This is a genomic window from Sphingobacterium kitahiroshimense (genome assembly GCF_025961315.1).
In the GTDB taxonomy this organism is placed as follows: domain Bacteria; phylum Bacteroidota; class Bacteroidia; order Sphingobacteriales; family Sphingobacteriaceae; genus Sphingobacterium; species Sphingobacterium anhuiense.
This window is the reverse complement of record NZ_JAOQNK010000001.1, coordinates 3,283,174-3,304,598: the sequence shown is the minus strand read 5'-3', so window position 1 is coordinate 3,304,598 and position 21,425 is coordinate 3,283,174. Positions and strand designations below refer to the sequence as shown.

Annotated in this window: 21 protein-coding genes; 5 read left to right on the top strand and 16 right to left on the bottom strand. The window is 33.1% G+C overall.

Translation table 11 applies throughout. The features are described 5' to 3' along the window. Positions 1-18: 18 nt before the first annotated feature. From M2265_RS14680 to trmD, 8 genes are all read right to left on the bottom strand, one after another. Positions 19-1,107: a DUF4374 domain-containing protein gene (locus M2265_RS14680; RefSeq protein ID WP_243655459.1), complete on the bottom strand. Its 1,089-nt coding sequence runs from the start codon at positions 1,105-1,107 to the stop codon at positions 19-21. Positions 1,108-1,249: 142 nt separating this feature from the next. Then, positions 1,250-1,888 carry a hypothetical protein gene (locus M2265_RS14675; RefSeq protein WP_021192364.1) on the bottom strand — a complete coding sequence of 213 codons (639 nt, stop codon included), beginning with the start codon at positions 1,886-1,888 and terminating at the stop codon, positions 1,250-1,252. A 44-nt stretch (positions 1,889-1,932) separates the two neighbouring features. Beyond that, on the bottom strand, positions 1,933-2,448 hold the full coding sequence (locus M2265_RS14670; protein WP_021192365.1) for an RNA polymerase sigma-70 factor: 516 nt from the start codon (positions 2,446-2,448) through the stop codon (positions 1,933-1,935). A gap of 74 nt (positions 2,449-2,522) precedes the next feature. Beyond that, complete coding sequence (gene trpC, locus M2265_RS14665) at positions 2,523-3,305, bottom strand: indole-3-glycerol phosphate synthase TrpC (protein ID WP_132771570.1); 783 nt, start codon at positions 3,303-3,305, stop codon at positions 2,523-2,525. Positions 3,306-3,307: 2 nt separating this feature from the next. Further along, positions 3,308-3,883, bottom strand: coding sequence for an anthranilate synthase component II (locus tag M2265_RS14660; RefSeq protein ID WP_132771569.1), 576 nt, complete (start codon positions 3,881-3,883; stop codon positions 3,308-3,310). Then, positions 3,870-4,169 (bottom strand): chorismate mutase, encoded by a 300-nt coding sequence (locus M2265_RS14655; RefSeq protein WP_021192368.1) that lies wholly within the window; start codon positions 4,167-4,169, stop codon positions 3,870-3,872. The genes M2265_RS14660 and M2265_RS14655 overlap by 14 nt, the downstream gene beginning before the upstream one ends. After that, a complete protein-coding gene (locus M2265_RS14650; protein ID WP_021192369.1) occupies positions 4,166-5,569 on the bottom strand; it encodes an anthranilate synthase component I family protein in 1,404 nt (467 codons plus the stop codon). Before M2265_RS14650 ends, M2265_RS14655 begins: the two co-directional genes overlap by 4 nt. 243 nt (positions 5,570-5,812) lie before the next feature. Beyond that, entirely contained in the window at positions 5,813-6,490 is a 678-nt protein-coding gene (gene trmD, locus M2265_RS14645; protein WP_021192370.1) for a tRNA (guanosine(37)-N1)-methyltransferase TrmD, read from the bottom strand. Between the two features lie 211 nt (positions 6,491-6,701). Here trmD and M2265_RS14640 point away from each other — a divergent pair, with 211 nt between their 5' ends. From M2265_RS14640 to M2265_RS14625, 4 genes are all read left to right on the top strand, one after another. Then, positions 6,702-8,333 carry an ABC-F family ATP-binding cassette domain-containing protein gene (locus M2265_RS14640; RefSeq protein WP_132771568.1) on the top strand — a complete coding sequence of 544 codons (1,632 nt, stop codon included), beginning with the start codon at positions 6,702-6,704 and terminating at the stop codon, positions 8,331-8,333. Between the two features lie 158 nt (positions 8,334-8,491). Next, positions 8,492-9,328, top strand: a complete 837-nt coding sequence (locus tag M2265_RS14635; protein ID WP_132771567.1) for a TPM domain-containing protein — start codon at positions 8,492-8,494, stop codon at positions 9,326-9,328. Positions 9,329-9,336: 8 nt separating this feature from the next. Next, entirely contained in the window at positions 9,337-9,972 is a 636-nt protein-coding gene (locus M2265_RS14630; protein WP_197086249.1) for a hypothetical protein, read from the top strand. 270 nt (positions 9,973-10,242) lie between these two features. Next, complete coding sequence (locus M2265_RS14625) at positions 10,243-10,650, top strand: hypothetical protein (RefSeq protein ID WP_132771566.1); 408 nt, start codon at positions 10,243-10,245, stop codon at positions 10,648-10,650. A gap of 98 nt (positions 10,651-10,748) precedes the next feature. Here M2265_RS14625 and M2265_RS14620 read toward each other — a convergent pair whose 3' ends face one another. The 6 genes from M2265_RS14620 to M2265_RS14595 all read right to left on the bottom strand — a co-directional run bounded on the left by M2265_RS14620 (position 10,749) and on the right by M2265_RS14595 (position 19,948). Beyond that, on the bottom strand, positions 10,749-15,581 hold the full coding sequence (locus M2265_RS14620) for a DNA repair ATPase (RefSeq protein ID WP_132771565.1): 4,833 nt from the start codon (positions 15,579-15,581) through the stop codon (positions 10,749-10,751). 238 nt (positions 15,582-15,819) lie between these two features. Further along, on the bottom strand, positions 15,820-17,937 hold the full coding sequence (locus M2265_RS14615) for a flotillin family protein (protein ID WP_132771564.1): 2,118 nt from the start codon (positions 17,935-17,937) through the stop codon (positions 15,820-15,822). 9 nt (positions 17,938-17,946) lie between these two features. Next, positions 17,947-18,651, bottom strand: a complete 705-nt coding sequence (locus M2265_RS14610) for an OB-fold-containig protein (protein ID WP_132771563.1) — start codon at positions 18,649-18,651, stop codon at positions 17,947-17,949. Between the two features lie 16 nt (positions 18,652-18,667). Next, on the bottom strand, positions 18,668-18,862 hold the full coding sequence (locus M2265_RS14605; protein WP_206368603.1) for a DUF4177 domain-containing protein: 195 nt from the start codon (positions 18,860-18,862) through the stop codon (positions 18,668-18,670). Next, positions 18,846-19,553 carry a PspA/IM30 family protein gene (locus M2265_RS14600; RefSeq protein WP_021192377.1) on the bottom strand — a complete coding sequence of 236 codons (708 nt, stop codon included), beginning with the start codon at positions 19,551-19,553 and terminating at the stop codon, positions 18,846-18,848. Before M2265_RS14600 ends, M2265_RS14605 begins: the two co-directional genes overlap by 17 nt. 5 nt (positions 19,554-19,558) lie before the next feature. Next, positions 19,559-19,948, bottom strand: a complete 390-nt coding sequence (locus tag M2265_RS14595) for a YbjN domain-containing protein (protein WP_021192378.1) — start codon at positions 19,946-19,948, stop codon at positions 19,559-19,561. Positions 19,949-20,041: 93 nt separating this feature from the next. Here M2265_RS14595 and M2265_RS14590 point away from each other — a divergent pair, with 93 nt between their 5' ends. Then, the gene (locus M2265_RS14590; RefSeq protein ID WP_132771562.1) at positions 20,042-20,701 is read left to right on the top strand and encodes a helix-turn-helix domain-containing protein; all 660 of its coding nucleotides are present in this window, start codon (positions 20,042-20,044) and stop codon (positions 20,699-20,701) included. 78 nt (positions 20,702-20,779) lie between these two features. Here the strand turns inward: M2265_RS14590 and M2265_RS14585 are convergent, their stop codons facing one another. Both M2265_RS14585 and M2265_RS14580 read right to left on the bottom strand, forming a co-directional pair. Next, on the bottom strand, positions 20,780-20,959 hold the full coding sequence (locus M2265_RS14585) for a hypothetical protein (RefSeq protein WP_084825378.1): 180 nt from the start codon (positions 20,957-20,959) through the stop codon (positions 20,780-20,782). A 65-nt stretch (positions 20,960-21,024) separates the two neighbouring features. After that, complete coding sequence (locus M2265_RS14580; RefSeq protein ID WP_132771561.1) at positions 21,025-21,423, bottom strand: single-stranded DNA-binding protein; 399 nt, start codon at positions 21,421-21,423, stop codon at positions 21,025-21,027. Between the last annotated feature and the right edge of the window lie 2 nt (positions 21,424-21,425).

The window sequence follows — 21,425 nt, the reverse complement described above, 5'->3', positions numbered from 1 at the left end:
TATTTTCAGTTATAAAAACTAATTTAGTTTGTCTATACGGACAATGAAATCTGTCTCTTTGTCTAATTTTAGTCCGGTACTTATCTTTTTAGTTTGAATATTGTATATCCAAACTTGATGATTATCATCTTTATCGTCAATGGTAATATATGCCTTACCATTCTCCACAAGAACAGATTCTTTGCGAGTTCCTTTATCGTAGGGTAGGGTTAGCTTTGTTGCTGTTTGTTTTAATAAATCTACAACATAATATTCAAATTGATAAGTTGAATGATGATCGCTGAAATCGTTATAAAGGTCTTTTCTTTCACTACGAATGATTGCTTCATTATTCCCTAAGTACCACATGCCATAGGCATGATTTTGATTTGTAGCGGTAAGATTAAAGAAATAGCTTGAATCTACTGTTGTTGTATTATTTGGTATTCTAAATATTGCGGTAGGTTTACTGAGATTGTTTCCTAAAGCAATTCCTGGGCAACTCATAAAATAGAAATTTCCTCTCTCATCATGAAAACTGTAAGACTGTACTGTATTGACTCCTCCTGGGTAGGTGGATCGGTTATCTTTTTGTATGCTTTTTATCTTTAGCGTTTGTGGGTCTAATGTTGCAAAATACATGGTGTCAATAGTCGTAAAATCTGTTTCGTTGATTACTTTATTGTATGTATATCCCAGTATGAGATTATTCTGATGTAATGTGCTGAATCCTATTGAAACTATCGGAAATTTACTTGGAGCAACTGGTAAATGTATTTCTTCTTTTTGTAGGATCTCGAACTTCTTTACATCTATTTTATAGTAGTGCAGTTTACTATATGTTTTATTGTCAAGCGTAAAAAGTAATAACGTATCTTTTCCTTGCCAATTCATATTTTCTATATGTTGATTGGACATCGGAATCGCAGCTATTTCTGTTAATGCATTTTCCTGCATTTCGAATTTTATGAATTTTCCACTTTTTATATGATAGAAAAAGCCATTATGTACGATGATGCTTCGATCAAAATATCGTGTTGGTAAGTCGATACCATCTTTCAGAATATTTATTGTCCCCGAATCTATAGAATTAGTTGTTACAATGGTATTTCCCAAATTCTTATTCATAATATACAAGCTGTAGTTGTTGGAACTACTGTTACTTTGGTCTCTACTCGAACAACCAATAAAGAAAACTATTAATAAAAGTAGAAGAGTTTTAGAAATAGGTTTTAATTGCATGGGAATTGAAGTTATTAATAGAGGCTTGTTATATAATGTTAAACTGTAATTTAAGCTGATTCTGAATTGTTGGTGCTAAAAAAGTGAGTTCCGATTGGGAGAGAATAATTTGCTTGCCTGTATTTTTGGAGTTTAGAATGAAATAAGTTTCTCCATTTTTTAATTCCTTTTTTTCTCTAGTTCCAATAAAACTAAATTCGAAATCTTTCTTTGGAATAATAACCATTGTACCCATTGAAAAAAATTCTCCAGTTTCTACATTAATTTTTGCTGTAGCATGCTTTCCTAAAATTAGTTCATAACTATTTTTTTCAAAATACTTTGAATTTGCACTTGTGCTATTATCAAAAATGGCATAACTAATTTCTTTATCTATATTGTTTTTATAGATAAAGAGGCCGAATAAAATTACGATTGAAGCAGCGATACTTATGTAACGTATTAGTCTTTTTCTATTATTATCAACTTTAATCGGGGCTGGTTCAATTATATTAGCGGCAATGTTTTCCCAGATCTGTGATTGGATATGGGACTTGTCAAATTGAGGAAGTGATAGTGGAGAAAAGTCCAAATTATCATCTACAAGCCATTCCTCCACAAGAATTCTTTCTTCTGGAGTGCATTGGTTTAAATGATATTTCTCTATCAACTTTTGATCAACTTTCATCGGCTTATATCCTTAATAGCAAAAATACAGGATTTCTTTTTTATTTAATTAATATATTCGGTTAATTCGGTTTTTAGCGTTTTTAAAGCTTTGGAAATGTGATATTCTACAGCTCGCTCTGATATATATAATTTATGGGCTATTTCTTTATTTGTTAAACCTTGATCTCTGCTCATTTGAAAAACATTTTTACATTGAGCGGGTAATTTATTGACTAATGATGAAATCTTCTCCGATAGTTCTTGAGCAATTAAGGGATGCTCTACATAGTGGTTTTCCGCTGTATTAATTATGTTTTCTAAATGATGTTGGCGCGTAACTTTATTACGTATATATTCAAAGGTTTTGAGTTTAACAGCTCTGATTAAGTATCGCTCAACTTCTAGAAGACGAAGATCATCACGCCGTTCCCATAATGATTTAAAAACTTCTTGAACGATTTCTTTTGCAACTTCTTCATCTTGGATATTTTTGATACAAAATGCAAACATACCTTCCCAATATTGAAGGTATATTTGCTCAAAGCTATCTTTATTTATGATAAAAATTTTTGTGTCCAAAATAAGAAGCGGCTACTTAATCTGTGATTTTAAGAAGCAAATATACTCTTATTTAGATTGGATTTAAATAGTTTTTATATTTCTTTTACAAATTCCAATAATGCTTTCCCCGGGTCAGTTGTTTTCATAAAATTTTCGCCAATAAGAAATGAATTATAACCAATGCTTTTTAATTCACGGATTGTTTGAGGGTCTGAAATTCCACTTTCTGAAACTTTAATATAAGTATCTGGAATTTTATTGACTAAGTCGTAAGAGTGCGCTAATGATACGGAGAAGTCTTTCAGATTACGGTTGTTTACGCCAATGGCATCAACTGTATCAAATAGGTTTCCTTTTAATTCTTCTTCGTTATGAACCTCCAAAAGTACATTCAGACCCAAAGTTTTAGCGTAATTGGAGAGTTCGCTTACCTCTTCATTGGTCAAACATGCCGCTATTAGTAAAATAATATCAGCACCATAGGCTTTTGCTTCAGCGATCTGATATTTATCGATTATAAATTCTTTACGAAGTAAAGGTATGGTTAATACTGATCGGGCTTCTTCCAGATCCTTTAAACTTCCTTGAAAAAAATCAGCATCTGTTAATACTGATATTGCAGAAGCGCCTGCATTTTGATATCCTTTGACAACTTCTGATACCTTGTTAATGTTGTTGATGACGCCTTTGGAAGGGGAGGCGCGTTTGTATTCTGAGATTATCCCCGTACGTTGTGGATCAAGAACGGATTCTTTTAGCGAATAACAAGTTCTACTAAAGAGCGGATATTCACTAAGTTCTTCGATAGAAACTTTTGCTTGAGCTTCTGAGACTTCTACTCGTTTTCGTTCAACTATTTTATCTAAAATTGTCATTTCTATTTTTTTAACCAGTTTTCAATTAGTTTTTTCCCATTCTCTGTCAAAACAGATTCTGGATGAAATTGTAATCCTTTTACGTCAAGGGTCCTATGGGACAGTGCCATGATAACACCATCTTCATCTGTTGCGGTTACTTTTAAGGTTTCAGGAAGAGATGAAGTTTCGACAGCCCAGGAATGATAACGTGCAATTTTACTGTGACTAGCGTAATCTTCAAATAGTTTTTCTGAATGATCTATAATAATTAGATCTGTTGCCACTCCATGTAGCGGTCTCGGCATATTATAAAGTTTACCTCCAAAAACTTCGGCAATGGCTTGTTGGCCAAGGCAAATGCCTAATATACTTTTTGTATCCGCATATGTGCGGATGACATCTAATAACAGACCGGCTTCTTCGGGAATACCTGGACCTGGCGACAATAAAATTTTATCAAAAGCAGCTACCTCTTCTAATTTGAATTTATCATTTCTCCATACTGTATATTCTTGATCACATTCTTGTAATAGATGAACCAAATTGTAGGTGAACGAATCGTAATTGTCGATTACTAATATTTTATGATTGCTCATGGAAAATTTCTGTTTCTTTATTAATGAAGTGATTGATGATTGATTGGAATACACTTTCTACGAGTTTTCCTTCAATTTTAAAATTAGTTGCCCAATCATTTCTTTGCTCGAACATGTTAATTACTCTTTGTTCCGCTTTAACTTCTTCTAATGAAGATTTATATTGAGCGGCTTGTTGTACATATTGCGCCCGTTGTGCAATAAGTTCAATGATTCTATAGTCGATACAGTCAATTGAACTACGAATGTGTGATAGATTGTCACAATATTCTAAAGGTCTAATCATAACGTTTCTGCTAATTCTAATGCTTTTCTCAAAGCTGCTATTTTATTATTTACTTCTTGTAATTCCATCTCTGGATCTGAATCTAATACAATTCCTCCTCCTGCTTGGTAATTCAATAGATTTTGTTTACTTAAAAATGAACGAATCATAATAGCATGATTAAAATCGCCATTAAAACCCATATATCCAATTGCACCGCTATAGAATGATCTTTGTTGGCCTTCATAACGATCTATTAAAGTAAGCGCCATATGTTTAGGGGCACCACTCAGTGTTCCTGCCGGATATGTATCACCCACAACATCAAAAGGATTGACTCCTGGTTTTAATTTGCCTGAAACTTTTGAAACTAAGTGGATTACATGGGAATAGTATTGTGCTTCCTTATAAGATTTTACCTCAACTTGGTTACAATGTCTGCTTAAATCGTTTCTTGCAAGATCTACGAGCATGACATGTTCAGCGGATTCTTTAGGGTCATTTTTAAGTTCTTCGGCTATTTTAATATCCTCCTCCATATTACCGGTCCGTTTAAAAGTACCTGCAATTGGATAAATTGTTGCTTCTCCATTTTTAATGGTCAATTGTGCTTCTGGAGAAGACCCAAATAGTTTGAAATTTCCGTAGTCAAAGTAGAATAAGTAGGGGGAGGGGTTGATGGAACGTAAAGCACGATATACATTGAACTCATCGCCTAGAAAAGGCGTTGAAAATGCGCGTGATGGAACAATTTGAAAAACATCACCTCTTTGAATATGTTCTTTTACTTTTTTGACCAATTCGCGATGTTCTTCATCTGATCTATTGGACGCCTCTTCTCCAGTTCTACGAAATGTATATTCGGGAAAGTTCTTATTTTGTATTAAATACTGTAGTTTATCTAATTCGGATTCTTCATCATTTAATAAATGTTCAAATACAAATAGTTCATTTCTAAAATGGTCTATTGCTATCACGTATTTATAAACATGATACTGTAAATGTGGAATATCCAGTTTTGGACTTGGAGCCGTAGTTAACTTGATATCTTCGAAATGTTCGATGGCATCAAATGTGAAATAACCAAAAAGACCATTTGAAATAATGTTACGTTCTGTTGAAATGGGTTCGCCAAATGCTTTTCTGAATGTAGCTACCTCCTCTTTTAAATTAATTTCTTCCTTATTTTTAAGGATGACTTTTTCGTTCGGATATGCAATTTCTAATTGCGTATTATCAAGTTTGATATGCGCAATGGACTGGCAACAGATGTAACTTATATTGTTGTCTCTGCTGTGGTAATCCGAACTTTCTAGTAAAATGCTATTTGGAAAGACGTCACGTAATCTGAGATAGATGCTAACCGGAGTTGTCGTATCAGCAAGCAATTTTTTGAGATTTGTTTTAAACGTGTATTTCATTTTATTCTTAATTTTTTAAACATAAAAAAACCCGATACTGAGTCGCATCGGGTTTGAACTTCCATAAATGGTTTTGGTTGATTATGAAATATTTTGACAATACCAATTAGTCCCCGATGCTTATTGCTTCAGGCCACCACCAATTTGTATATGTTCTAACTGTCGTCATTGTATCACAAATTTATAAAAAAAAATGATTAAGCAAACTTTTTATGATAAATAATCAATAAAATCTGAAATTTATTAGTCATTTAATAAATCTGGTCTTCTTTCTCGGGTGCGGATAAGCTGCTGTTCGTCTCTCCATTGCAATATTTTAGCTTCATGTCCACTAAGTAATACATCCGGAACTTTATGTCCTTTCCAGTCTGCAGGACGCGTATAAATGGGCGCATCAAGTAATCCGTCTTGAAAAGAATCGGATAAAGCGGAAGTTTCATCTGATAAAACTCCAGGTATTAATCTTATAATGGCATCTGTTAAAATTGCCGCTGGTAATTCTCCTCCAGATAAAACATAATCACCCACAGAAATTTCTTTTGTAACATAGATATCTCTAATTCGTTGATCAATACCTTTGTAGTGGCCACAAAGAATCATCATGTTACCTTTTGTAGATAAATTATTCGCGATTTCTTGATTGAGTGTTTCGCCATCAGGAGACATGAAGATAATTTCATCATACGTGCGTTCTGCTTGTAGTTTTTCTATACAAGCCGCAAAGGGCTCGATCTGCATAACCATACCAGAACCTCCTCCATAGGGATAATCATCAACACTTTTCTGCTTATTTGTCGCGTAATCACGTAGATTGTGTACAACAATTTCTGCTAAACCTTTTTTTTGTGCCCGTTGCAAAATAGAATGTGCAAAAGGACTATCTAATAGACTTGGAAGTACGGTAATTATATCAAATCGCATGAGGCAAAGATACACAAAATTGAAAATTACTATTATTATTTCTTTTATAGGAAATGATATTCAATTATCAATAAAGATATATGCTGAAAATTATTGACCATAATTCTTGTTTTTTCTTGTAGTTGTTAGGTATAATCATCCATAAAAATGGTGGGTACTATATTTATAAGATTGATTCGCTTATCTTTGCGGAAAATATAAGCGAATAAAAGTGATTAACGTAAATAATATTTCAGTTTCCTTCGGAGGAACAACTCTTTTTAGTGATGTGTCATTCTCAATCAATGAAAATGATAAGATTGCTTTAATGGGAAAAAATGGTGCAGGTAAATCAACATTATTGAAGATTATTGCTGGTGCAGGTAAACCTACAACAGGTAATGTTTCGGGACCGAAAGATGCAGTTATTGCATACTTACCCCAACATTTATTAACAGAAGATAATGTTACTGTTTTTGAAGAGACATCTAAAGCATTTGGAGAAGTTTATCAGATGCGGGATGAGTTAGAGGAACTAAATGAACAACTTAATGTAAGAACAGACTACGAAACTGATGATTACATGAAGCTGATTGAAAGAGTGTCTGAACTAAGTGAAAAGTTTTATTCAATTGAAGAGGTTAATTACGATGCTGAAGTCGAGAAGGTACTAAAAGGATTGGGATTTGAACGCACAGATTTTACTCGTCAAACTTCTGAATTTTCTGGAGGATGGCGCATGCGAATTGAACTGGCGAAGATTCTCTTGAAAAAACCAGATTTAATTTTATTGGATGAACCGACCAATCATATGGATATTGAGAGTATTCAATGGCTAGAGGATTTCTTGATGAATTCTGCAAAAGCTGTCATTGTTATTTCTCACGATAGAGCTTTTGTCGATAACATTACAAATCGAACAATTGAAGTAACGATGGGTCGTATCTATGATTATAAGGCTAAGTACAGTCATTATCTTGAGTTACGTAAAGATCGTCGTCTACACCAATTAAAGGCTTATGAAGAGCAACAAAGATTTATTGCTGATAATCAAGAATTCATAGACCGTTTTAGAGGAACTTATTCAAAGACGCTCCAAGTACAATCACGTGTTAAAATGTTAGAGAAATTGGAAGTAATTGAGATCGATGAGGTTGATACATCTGCTTTGAGATTAAAATTTCCACCTTCACCTCGTTCAGGACAATATCCTGTTATGGTTGAGGAGCTTACAAAAAAATATGATGAACATGTTGTTTTTCAAAAAGCAGATATGGTTATTGAACGTGGCGAAAAAGTTGCTTTTGTGGGTAAAAATGGAGAAGGAAAATCAACTATGATTAAAGCAATTATGGGAGAGATTGATTACGAAGGAAGTTTGAAAATTGGTCACAATGCTAAGATTGGCTATTTTGCACAAAATCAGGCCGCGTTATTGGATGGAGAACTTACTGTTTTCGACACGATTGATCAGATTGCAGTAGGTGATGTCCGCGTGAAAATTAAAGATTTGCTCGGCGCTTTCATGTTTAGCGGAGATGATACTACAAAAAAAGTAAAAGTCTTGTCAGGAGGTGAAAAAACTCGTTTGGCCATGATTAAATTGCTATTGGAACCTGTAAATGTTCTTATACTAGATGAGCCTACCAATCACTTGGATATGAAGACTAAAGATATTATTAAAGATGCTCTTCAAGATTTTGATGGAACATTGATCTTGGTGTCTCACGATCGAGATTTCTTAGATGGATTAGCTCATAAAGTCTTTGAATTTGGAAATAAACGTGTTCGTGAACACTTTACAGATATTAAAGGTTTCCTAGAATATAAAAAGATGAATAGCTTAAAAGATATCGAAAAATAATTTTTCTAATCTTTTAATCGCTAATTGAGAGGTAAGTATCCAAAATACTTACCTCTTTTTTTTGAATGTATTGATATCGAGTAGCCTTCGTTGCGATATTTTATTTATGAAGAATATTAAATGTTTTTTGGTTCAAATTAAAATACTAAATTTAGTTTATGTCAAGAATTTTTAAAAAAATTATTTTCACAGTTCTTACCCTTGTATTAATTCATGGGCCCTCATTTTCTTTTGCTCAATATGGCATTGAAGATCTTCCTAATCCTAAAATTAAGGGACAAAATTATTTTGTTTCAAATCCGGATCAAATTATTTCTAATCATGTAGTAGCAGAACTAGATGCTATTTCTTGGCAGGTCGATTCGATCACAAAATGTGAATTTGCGATTGTAATAGTTAATGACTATGTCGGAGATAGTGATTTTGATTTTGCATTAAATTTATTTAATGCTTGGGGAATTGGTAAAAAAGAGAGTAATAATGGATTACTTCTTTTTATTGCTAAAAACAGACATGAGTATCGATTTATATCTGGATATGGTATGGAGGGTATATTGCCGGATGCCTATCTTAAGCGGATAGGTGAAAAGTTTTTAGTTCCCAATTTTAAAGCGGAGGATTATGATCGTGGCGTTTTAGAATGTTCACGATTTATCCAGACTATCCTGACTGCTCCAGATGCACGAACAGAATTGGATCGCTTAATGCCAGAAACAATACCTTTCTGGAATTTTAAAAATCCACATTTAAAAAATTCATTACTAGTTCTTTTTGCTTTTGTAATCTTATATGTTTGGATATCAGTTGTGACTAAAATGACAAAGGGAAAGATTACAAAAAAAAGTAGTTATTTTCCTCCGTTAGTAAGCGGTTGTGGGTGTATGGGTATGCTGATGTTTTTACGTCTTTTATTTTTGCATTTGTTTTTGAAAATTTTGAACAAGTTTATCAAGTTAGGAATTTACCTTATTTCATTCTCGTGTTCGGTATCATAACTCTTGCTATGAAGTATAATGCGGGCGTAACGACTGTTATGAATTCTTATAAGGATGAGGAAAATATTCAGCAAGCAATTCGTAAATTTTTGAGATGGAACTTTCTTCCAATATTAGTAAGTCCTTTGGCTTGGATAGATTTTGGCAAGTCAAATAAAAGATTATATAAATATGAAGGACGGTTATTACCCCCAGATAATTCTGGTAATTGGTTGCGTATAAATAGAGATAATGCGGATTCAAAAATGAGAAATTACCTGGATGCAGGTCAATTAATGGAAGAGAAAATTAATAGCCGTGATTATGAAGTCTGGGTTAATAGTAAAACTAATGAGACTAAATTGATTCCCTGGGATGAAAATAAAACTATCGAACTATGTCCACAATGCCATTATAAAACATTTGAAAAAGATTTACGTAAAACTATTACAAAGGCGACCTATAGTTCTGGTGGATTGGAAGAAAAGTATGATCTATGTAAATATTGTGGTTATACAATCTCTCATGGAACTCAGAGTACGCCGAGATTGGTGAGATCATCATCAAGCAGTTCAAGTGGTGGATCGGGCAGATCTAGTGGTTCGGGTGGTGGTAGTTTTGGTGGAGGATCTTCTGGAGGTGGAGGCGCGGGAGGGCGATGGTAAAGCATTGTCCATTAATGTGATAGATGAATTTAGTATTTCATTAAATAAAAGGGATTTCCTAAAATATAGATCTATAAGTCTATATTATTGTTACAATTATCCAATTTTTCAAATTAAATTTCAAAGCTCTTTATTGTGCTCTAAGAGTATAAAACATCATTTCTTTCTGATTTTTTATTTTATGCTTTAGCATTTGTTTAATTTTAAAATATATTGTCTGATCTTTATTTTAAATTAACGTAATTTTATTTATTTTAAACTTATAATTTTATGAAGAAATTGATTTTATCTGCTGCGGCTGCGGTGATTATTTTTGCGTCATGTAATAATACGGATAGCAAAAAAGTAGAAGTAAAAGATACAACTACTCAAGTTAACACTGATAATGGTGTTGCGACAACAACTACTACAGAGACTACTTCGACAACTACAGTACCTAAATTTAGTTCTCCGGAAGTACAGCAATTGGCTGATGATTATACAAAATTTGTGAATGAGTATGTTGCCGCCGCTAAAGGTGGTGATGCGACTAAGCTTCAAGAATTAGCAACTAAACAACAAGAGTGGGCTACTAAAACAGCTACCGCTGCTAGTAAGTTTACAGCTGATGATGCTAAATTGTGGGCTGAATATACTCAAAAATTGGCTACTGAAATTACTGGAGCAGCGACTAAGTAAATCTTACAGCAATAAAATAGAAGAGGCATTCATTTTAATGATTGCCTCTTTTATCTTATGAAGATAGAATAATCTTAATCTTTATTATGTTACCGATTTTATTTCTTACTGATAGCATTGATTATGCCCTGTAAGTTTTCATTAAATTCCAATAATTGAACAAACATTTTATCATCTTTACCTAGAGCACCATGCTTATTGTCTTTTTGAAAAACCTTTTTGATTGCTTCCCAGCGCTCTTTTTCCTCTTTTGTTAAGATATCTGCTAACTCTTTAAGCTTTAATAAATTTGATTCTGTATCTGCAGTAAGCGTTTGTGATTCACTTTCATAATGTGTTAAAATAAGCTGATTAATTTCTTGATCGTTCATCATAGGAACGACTTGGGCGACCAGTTTGCTCATATTTCGATAAGAACCCTGTAATTTAAAGGGAGGCTCTGTTCGATAATTATCTTGCATAGCAGCACTGTTGATGTAGCTTTGATTTACTTTTATGACGATATTACGAATCTTAAGAAGATGCTGCGAGACTGCAAGGAAGTCATCAACGTCTTGCTTCAAATAGTTTCCTTCTAACTCTGGTAATTGTTCTTCTCTATTTTCTATATACCGTATGAGCGCGTAAAAATCGTTGAAACTTTTACCTGCAATTTTGTCAATTGCAGGATTTTCAACAGCAGCATTTTCAATTAAGCTTAAATTGAATAAGTAATCTGTATCTCCTATAACATCTCCTAAGTTGTATACATCAGCGCGATTGGCTAGCATATCAGGGATTCTAAATTTTGAGCCACTCTCTGTATAAGGATTTCCCGCCATTACGATACAAAATCGATTTCCGCGAAGATCGTAAGTCTTGCTTTCTCCTTCAAAAATACCGTCAATCTTTCTTTGTCCATCGGCTAGTGATATGAATTTTTGAAGAAACTCAGGATTGAGATGTTGGATGTCATCCAGGTACAGCATCACATTGTCTGCCATTTCAAAGGCTAGATTAATTTTTTTAAGCTCCTCTCGTTCACCAGATGTTTTAGCTTCAGAAGGATCGATCGATGTAATGGTGTGACCGATTGTGGGACCATTGATTTTCACAAAGTGTAGCCCCATTGTTTTTGCTAAATACTCCATCAATGTTGTTTTACCATACCCGGGAGGAGAAATGAGAAGAAGCATTCCCATTTTTGCTGTACGTTTATTTTCTCCAGCCACACCTAATTGCTTTGCAAAATTTGTTCCTATTAAAGGAAAGTAAACATCATTAATCAATTTATTTCGAACAAACGAACTCAATACTTTTGGTTCGAATTCGTTTATTTTTAGTTCTTTTTTATAGGCTGTGCTTAATTTTTCTTTTAATATGTTAAATGACTCGAAACGAGGTATATCTATATCGTGAAATTTTTCTAATTTTTGAATGAAAGAGTGAAAATCTATTTGATAACTTTCATTTGTGATCACTGGATGACTTCCTTTCAAATTCGCTACTGAAAGTTGATCCTTGGCTATAATAAGTTCGTAATCAATCTGATCAAACAAGATTAATGCTGCGGTTTCATTAATGTATTTTTCAAATTTAATTAAATGATCATTGCTCTCAATAAAAGCATATAGCCAGTTCTGAATTAAATAATAACGATCTATAAGACTGAAACCTTCATTGTTTATATCTCCTTCAAAATCTTTTAGGGTCTTTCTATCATGTAGGTAACGCGTAAACTCTTGTTTTAAATGATCGGCAAAGTCGGACAATGATAATTTATTGAATTTGCTAAATGTTTTAAAAAGGTATTTTGCAATGTTCTCTTTGTTTATTTGCGATAGATCCAGGTGTGTTTCCCAACGATTGACCTCATCATTCATTTCCTTTAGTATACTTTCGTATCGATTTGAATTTGGAAAATTCTTAAGGATTTGATTAGATGATCGGATAAGAGCTATTAATTTAGAACGAACGGATTGGTCCAATTGCTGCCAAAAAAAATGGGCTAATGTTCTTGTTTCAGGATCAAACTTTAATACATCTAATTTTTCCCCTAGGGTGTGAAGTTGTTCGTAGATCTGAAGGGCATCAAAATTGTGAACACCTTTGATATAAGATTCTACATAGTTTTGTTCTACAGCTTGATTAATGAATTTTTCTGCATTAAAATTGCTTTTGGATTGTGATGCTAGGAAAGTTTTATAAGCTAAATATTCGGCACGATACACAAGTTTGTTCTCAGAAATAATTTCTTGTTCCCAAATATCTTTATAAATATTGATCTCTTGGGCGGTCACTTTTTGATAGAAACTAGTTCCTGTCAAATGATAATATAGTTCGTCTTGACGCCGTATTAATGTTAAACCTAAGCGTTGGTTATTAACTGTGAATTTGTTTTTGCCAAGTTTAATTATATTTTCACCTTCAACATATAGTTCGGACTTATCTCTTAAAACTCTTAACGCATCTTCTTGTGATTTCTTAAGTAAATTCTCAAGGCTTTCGGCTTTAGATACATCTTGTATTGTTTTCAGTTCTGAAATAATATGACGAATCTTGTCGATCATTAAGTCGGTCGAGTAAAAACTTAAAATCTCTTCTTTCGTGAGTAAAGATTTTGCCTTATTTTCGATGTTTTTAAGGACACGCAGTGCTATCTGTTCAAGAGAAGAGGCGCGTTTATTGATTTGTTCAATAATATATTCGCGTTTCCCGTTGAAAGCTTTAATGATTTCATCGCGCTTATCAGCGATTTTTAAAGCAAATTCGTCAAATTCAGAAAACTTGCTTTCGAGTTCTTCTAAGTTTACAACAATCTTAGTATAATACTCGTCAACTTTTTCTGCCGAAGTTGATAATTCCAGGTAGTTAACAATTGATTGCTCTAACAAAGTGAGTTGAGCCGAAAATTCTGCAATGGCTTCAGAACTTTTTAGTGTATTTAATTTACGTGTTAATTGGGCTCGAACCTCATTTAATGAAGCGAAAATAACTGATATTTTTTCAATTATCTTTGTTGTATGTGTTGTGTCATCAATCTTTAAGCTATGAAGTATATCAATTAATAATTCCAAATCACTAGAAATAGCTTTACATCCATCCTCTATGGCTTTGGCATCGATAGCTTTTGTTACTTTGTCGACTTCATTCTTTTGGATGACAACCTTCTGTTCATATGATGTAAGTGCAGCTTCCTGTAATAAGAACTGTATTGTTTTCTCAGAAAGATTAGTCGCTATGTGGTGAAGCTGTTCCTCTAGTTCATTTATCCGATTGTTTTCAATATACTTTACATTGCGCAAGTCAATGACCTCACCTTGTAATTTACGTGTATGTGATAAATTATGTACCAGTTGATCTAACTGTTCATAAATCGAACTATTGACTTTAAAAACAAGATCTTCTATTTTTTTTTCTATTGCTGTTAGAATCTCTTCCGCATGTTTACGCTGAATCTGTACCTTAACGAACTCGTCGATCGCTGTGTTCGCAATTTCTTTTATATGTTGTAATGGTGTACCAAGATTTTGAAGAGCCTCATCATGGACCCAGAAGTACGAATCAATGATGGAATTTGATTTTTTTAGAATATCCTCATATAGGCCTTCATAGGAATCTTCTTTGTTAATCAGTTGAATGACTTCTTGAACTTCAGACATCGCTTGGACAATATCTTTATTGCCAATTTTGTATAAGGGATCATCTCTGCGCGATGCATTTTCTTTCAGAACAGCCATGTATGGAGTCTCCCATATTTGTACTTGATGGTGGCGCGTCGCTTCATTTTCTGTACGAAAATAGATTAAGCTTCCATCTTTAAATATGGTAAATCCATTGCAAACGATTGGGGTTTCTACAGATTGTTGAATAATATTGTAAGACATTAAAATGTATGTATTCGACTGCTCATGAGTGAAAACATATAGGTAGTCTTCTCCGTTAGGAGAGATTACTTTTTTTAGAAACTGAACATTTTCAAGGTTATTCTCAAAGGTTTTATGTGTGCCATTTTGAAGATAATATCCATTTGAGAAAATAATACCTTGATTATCTGGTAGCAAAATAGCAGATTCATTGAGCGTTTTTAGGTTGACAACCTCTTTAGTTCTGATGTTGAAAATGTAAGCGCGAAATTCTTCTTGAAAGGGTTTGATCCTAAGAGCAATCATATTACCTAAGTCAGCATAATGGTATTCTGCATCATCTAGCTGTTGATCAAGATTACTAACCTTTTCAGAATAAATTCCTTTACCTGACTCTGTATTATTTTCAATTTTAAATGTTATATCACCATGAATTGCTTCAATAAATACCTTATCTAAGATAGAAATATGGGGAAACCGACCCAATCTTCGATCTTCAAGGGTAGTTTTTGTCCAATCAAATTCATGTTGATTTGCTTTTTTAACTTCATGTATACTTCGATCATCTAAATAAGTTAATTTTCCATCTTTAATCAACCATTTAAATGCTTTTAGATCTTGTTCATTCTTGGTGGTTTGAAAGATCATATATAAATAGTTCTCTGTTTTTCTAAATTTGGAAAAAATTGAATCTCTATAATATTTGTATAGATTTTGGTAATCATTAACAAAATTTATATCATTTATGAAATCAAGATCTTGGGGAATAAATTGATTATCTTCAAATAAATAGATGCTAAATACGTCTTGTAACTGAATTTCGGTTCGTAATCCAAAATGTACATTATATCCGAATATGCAGATATTACCAATTGCTAAAATACCTCTTGATACGCAGTTATTATCTGTTGATATACGTTGATTTGCCTTTAATATAAAGTTGGTCGAATTAAATATTTCTTTTCTGGCGGTATTTAATAATTGTAATTTATCGGAAAGCGTTTCTTTTTGATGTTGAAGACGTTTTCTGATAATTTCGTAAGATCCAGAGTCTAAAGTATCGTTGTTCGCTTGTGTTTCTTGCATAATTCGAAAATAATCGTGGACTATTTAATCCGTGTTGAATTCTAATTTCTACCTGTGTTAGTATATAGTTAATGTATTGACTTTATGATTTTCATTTGGTGAAGTCAATGTTACATTTACAATGGTGAAAATCTAAATCATCTTTGGAAAATACTATATTATGAACAGTGTAATAAAGCTAATTATATCGTTGTCAACTTGAAAACAATCCGTTATCAAGTTGACATATGTGTAAAAATTAGATCAATTTTTTGTTTGATATTCCTAAGTTTTTGGCTAAACCGAATAACGAGTTGATGAAATTAGTATCTTCATTATCATCCGCATTTTTGGCTGCTTGTTGTAATTGAACCAAGGCAGCGGAGACAGTTAGATTTTTGATATCATTAGATGAAATACCATATTTATCGGCTAAGCCACGTACTTTTTCTGCCAGATCACCTTTTCCGTCTGGACCCAACAATGAATTTTTGATGTCTGTTGCATGTTTTGAATTATTGATTAAATGATCAAATCCTTTGGAATTAGAAACTTGGCGTACAATGTTTTCGAAGAACATAGTCTCACCTCCAACGATATCAATTTTTGCAGTTTTTAACGCTTCTGCCAATACAGATGCTTGTGAAGCTGCGATATCTTTTTGAATGCCTATTTGAGCCAATTCAATATCTTTTTCTTTTTGTAGTTGAAGCTTGAATTCTTCGTGATCTCTTCCAACACCATCTAACTTTTTCATTGCTTCAGCTTTTTCTTGAATACCCGTGGCTTCAGCAATTGCTTTCTCTCGCGTTACCTCTGCCTCCATTATTCCCTGCTTACGGCTTGCTTCAGCTTTTTTCTCGATGATAGATGCCTCTGCAGTACCCTGTATTTGAATTGCTTCTGCTTTCGCTATCATAACTTCTGCCTCAGATAGACCTAAAGCAGCATCCTCTTTCGCTTGTGCTTCGGCAATTATTTTACGACCTTCTGCTTCTTTTACTGATGCTTCTTTTTTCGCATCAGCATCGATTAATAACTCTTGCGCTTTTTTCTCGGCAACTTTTCTGCGGGACTCCGCAAAAATAACATCTTGCTCAGCTTTTTGTTCAGAAGCTATTTTATCTGCTTCAGCAGCTTTGACAGTTGATATTAGACGCTCTTCGGCTTCTTGTGATGCCGCAATAACACCTGCTTGTTTTTTTCGTTCAACTTCACGGAATACCTCTATATCTTTGACACCTTGTTGTTCTTCTACAACACCTTTTTCGAGTTGAACACGCTCTTTGATTACATTTTGAATATTTTTCTTTTCGATTTCAATTGAACGTTCCTTATCAATTTGTGCTAATGTGACAATTCTTATTCGCTCTGTCTCTTCCAGTGCACGATCTTTTTCCACACGTTCAGTTTCAACCGCACTAGTACGTAATTTGTTTTTCTCTGCAATGATAATCTGACGAAGCTTATTTTCTTCTTGAATAGCTAACTGTTCTTCTGTAGAGATGCGGACAGTTTCGGATTTTAGACGCTCTTCTTCTCTAACTTTCGCTATTTCAGCATCTTCACGAGCTTTAATATTGTCGATTTCGCGACGTTGTTTCTCTTCTTTTTCAGCTAATTGTCGATCTAACTCAAGTATTGCCTCACGCGTTTCTACATTCTGTTTTTTAATTACTTTTTCTTCATCACGACGTATTAAATTGGCATGAATATTCTGAGCTGCAGTTAGTTCAGTGATTTTACGGATACCCTGTGAATCTAAAATATTATCTGGACTTAAAAATTTCAATTCTGTTTGTTCTAAATAATCGATTGCACAGTCGTCTAATATATAGCCATTCAAATCTGTCCCAATAATATTTAGAATTTCATTTCTAAATTCCCGTCGAGCTTCGTACAATTCAATAAAGTCGAATTTTTTTCCTACAGTTTTTAGTGCTTCTGAAAATTTGGATTCAAAAATACTTTTTAACGTATCTGGATCACTCGCGCGCTCACATCCTAAATTTTGTGCTACACTGATTACATCATCAACAGACTTATTAACACGCACAAAAAATGCGACCTTAATATCAGCACGAATATTGTCCTTACATATTAATCCATCGTGCTGCATTCTGGATATTTCAATCTTTTTTACTGAAATATCCATTATCTCCATTTTGTGAAAAACTGGAATGACATACATCCCTTTGTTGAAAGCAACATTTGTCCCGCCAATCCCAGTTCTTACTATTGCTTTTCCTTGTGGAATTTTTTTGTAGAAAGCACTTAATACAATGAAAAATGCAAAAATTAGTAAAACTATAATTCCTACAATCAAGAGGATGAGACCTGTTATCCCATCTATAAATAAAAGAGTTTGTAACTGCATGGTTAATAATTAAATATTGTGAATGGTTATTTCTTTGGTTACGTAATATATTTTTTTGTCTTTTGATTCATCAACAATAATGACTTCATCTCCATATTCTATTTTTTCTCCATTTAGACTTTCTACATAAAGCCGTATAGGATCTCTTTCGATCAAAAATTCTGCTGATCCCAGTTTTTTTCCTTCTATTGTTGCTTTCATTTTTCCTATTCTCCCAAGGAAATCAATCGGTTCTTCCCCATGATATCCAATGTTTTTAAAAAGTTTTACAAGAGGTTTAGTGAAAAAATGCATTAATATAAAAGTGATGAAAAATATAGGAATTAAAATAAAAAGGGATTTCAGTCCCCAGGTGGCGGTATTTAAAAGTAATGAAGAAATGATCGTGATGATCCATCCAATAAATTTGAAAAGTGTAACGATGATCATAATAGGAACTTTGCCAACATTAATGAAATCCATTGCTTTTGCGAAAAATGATGGCTCTATATGTGTATCGGCGTCCGAATGGTGATGTAAATCTTGTGAACTGTCTACGTCTGTTACATCAGCAGTAGAGTGGAGGTGACCATCCAGGTCCACATCGCCATCAAAGAGATGTAATCCATCCCCCGCAAAGGACATAATTATCCAATATAACAGCGAAATTCCTGTCAGTACAGTCATGATACCGTTGGATACTGGATTGAAAAGGAGGTTGAATAATTCGCTCATAATGGGTTCGGTTTTGTTATAATTCTCTTTTGAATGTATAGTGAAATGACCAAGAACTTCCGCCGATCTCTAAATCTTGCATCGATACAAGTTCCCAGCCCTGAGCACCTAATTCGTTAAGTATTTCATCTATTCGATCTTCATCAAGTTTTGTCCCCCAAAAACCTTTAGGTTCGATTTTAATTGTTTTGTATTCAAATTTTCTCATCATTATTAAGTTTTAATTTTAAAGCTTCTAGTTCGGCATTGATGGAGTCCTTATTTGAAATTGTTTCATTGATTTCATCAATGATCGATTTATTCCCATGTGCAATTTCGCCATATGCTTTTGCTAACGCTTCATCTTCCTCTACTTTAACTTTCATTCGTTCCAGCATAGATATGGTACTATTTGAATCAATATTCGCCAATTGCTTATTGACCATCTTAGCGGCGTTAGACACTTTTACACGAGCTTTTAATGTGGTTAATTCGCTTTCCCATTTCGTAATGTTGAATTTGAGTACATCTACATTCTTATGTAATTCATCTGCTGACTGAAGATGAATTATACTTTGTTTTTCTAATTCTATCGCCTCTGCTATAAATTGCTTTTTTAATAAGAGAGCCTCTTTTGCTAAGTTTTCAGCTTTATCAACTTGAAGTTCTCCATTCTGTGCTTTCTTTAATAAGAGAATAGCTTTTCCTTCAAACAGGTTTGCTTCTTCTTGTTTTTTCTCAAAATTGCTTTTGGTACGAATTGCTAATGCTTTTACTTTAGCATATGCCTCAAGGGCTTGTTCTAAATCTTCTTTCATTTCCCGGATACCTTGTTCCGTCATTTTGATTGGATCTTCCATTTTTTCAACGACAGCGTGTATTTCCGCTTGACCAATCCTGAAAATTCTTTTAAAAATATTCATAATTACTATAATTTAGAGAAGTTAATTAGTTGATTGTAATACTCACTGATTAATAAGCTTAAAGAATTGATGGCTGCATCAAATTCATTTTGGTCAATATTGCTGATTTGTAGTGTGTATCTAAAAATTACTTTTTTACCGTCTTCTGTTAACGCGAAACCACCGTGGATCATGTCCCTATTTTTAATGAGTAGTGATTTAAACAATTCCATACTTTCATTGGAAATTGTAAATAAGTATTGTTCAAAAATTAAAATTGGATTAGCTATACCTACAATCAAATTGTGAATGCCATCTAATTCATTTTGAATGATGAAAACGCCTTCTTTCTCATCTTTATAAAAGATATCGTATCCGATATTGCTAATAAAATTTTCAATTTTTGAGAAGTACATAATTTAGTTTTTTATATATTGCATATATTCTTTGCATAAAGATAATATTTTTGCAAAAATATTTTGCAAAAAATTTTAATTTTTTTTTTAAAAATGACAAATATTGGTAATAATATAAAGAAATTAAGAAAGGTGAGAGGGTTAAGCCAACAAGCATTTGCTGATTTATTTAATCTAAGCAGAGGTAATATTTCGTCTTATGAAGAATTAAGAGCTGAGCCTAAAATAGAAACAGTAATGATAATTGCTAATTATTTTGGCATTCCTTTGCAGAGTTTAATTCAAGAAAATCTTTCTGTTAATCAAATTTTAAATTTCAGTGATTATTTTGAACCAGCTATTGTAACAAATAGCACAAAAAAATTAGCAGGTATTCCCTTATTGACCCGAGAAGTTATGATGAACAATACTGATTTGTTAAAGCAAATAGAGGGCGCACCACAACTTCAGCTTCCTATTCAAAGTAAGCATAAGTTTTTAGCCATTGAGTTTTCAGAATTGATTGCCGCTCCATTGGAATTGGAAGTTAAAGAGCAAAGTATACTAATTTTTGAAGGTATTGAAATGGAATATCTGCATCTTCTTCACAATAACTTGGGTTTGTTTTTGTCTGAAGAGGAAGTTTTTGTAGGGAAGTATGAGCAAAATGGGGAACAGATATCGCTGATTCTTAGCTCTTGGAAAAAAAGTTTATTTTCCTTGTCTGATATTCGATATTATTGGAAATTGTATGGAAAGTTTGAAAAAGTTTAGTAGTTCAATAGTAATGAAACATAGATATAATTAAAAAAATATGCCTAAAATATTTTTAGGCATATCTTGTAAGTTATGTTAGTTTTTACTACCTCCACCAAAAAGTTTAGCTAGTAGCCATATTACTAAAGCAACAACGACCACAACGATGATTATACCTGACCAAACTCCTGCTTTGAAAATACCTTCAATGACCGAACAGCTCGATAAAGAAAGGCAAGTTAACACGATTAATGATATTGGAAATATTCTTTTCATATGATATTGAGTTTAAATAAGAAACAATCATCTGGATTGAAATGTTTGTTTTTACTACTATTTAATTAAAATGGTAAGTCTTCTTCTGTAATTTCTTGACTAGAAATTTCTTCATTTCGTTTCCTTAATTTAGATTTATTCATAACAATTAAACTGTCGACTTTGATTTCTGTAATTGTCTTGTTATTTCCATTATTATCTTCGTATTCGCGGTAGGTAAGTTTTCCCTCTACTAGTAACTCTGAACCTCTTAGACAATATTTTTCTACAGTAGTATTAAGGTTGCCCCAGATCACTAAAGTATGCCACTGGGTTTCATCAACCCATTCACCAGCTTTGTTTTTAAATAGATCTTTGGTAGCTAAACGTAAGGTTGATACTTTAGTTCCGCTTGTGCTAATTTTTACCACGGGATCAGAACCTAAGTGTCCAATCAATTGAATTCTGTTTTTTAATCTGCTCATAA